This window comes from Mesorhizobium sp. M1A.T.Ca.IN.004.03.1.1 (assembly GCF_003997555.1).
Taxonomy (GTDB): Bacteria; Pseudomonadota; Alphaproteobacteria; order Rhizobiales; family Rhizobiaceae; genus Mesorhizobium.
Map to the genome: position 1 here is coordinate 1 of NZ_RZTV01000570.1, position 259 is coordinate 259.

Genomic DNA, 259 nt, shown 5'->3' on the forward strand with positions numbered 1-259 from the left:
CACCAGTCGCGACTGTCGTCGGCGATCTCGATGCCGGTCACCTCGGCATTCGACAGCCAGTCACTGACCATCCTGCCCCTGACCCGAAGATCCGGCGCGATATCGGCAAGCGGCATCAGCACGAAACCGCGATCGGTCATGCGCGGGTGCGGCAGTTCCAGCCGCGGCGCGTCCTGGATCACGTCGCCATAGGTCAGCACGTCGATATCGAGCGTGCGCGGACCCCAGCGTTCGATGCGCTCGCGTTTCATCTCCCGTT

1 protein-coding gene is annotated in these 259 nt (G+C 64.9%); it reads right to left on the bottom strand.

The features are described 5' to 3' along the window. Positions 1-259, bottom strand: a 259-nt coding sequence (gene folK, locus EOD29_RS32925; protein ID WP_127248861.1) for a 2-amino-4-hydroxy-6-hydroxymethyldihydropteridine diphosphokinase, incomplete at both ends; no start/stop codon positions are given.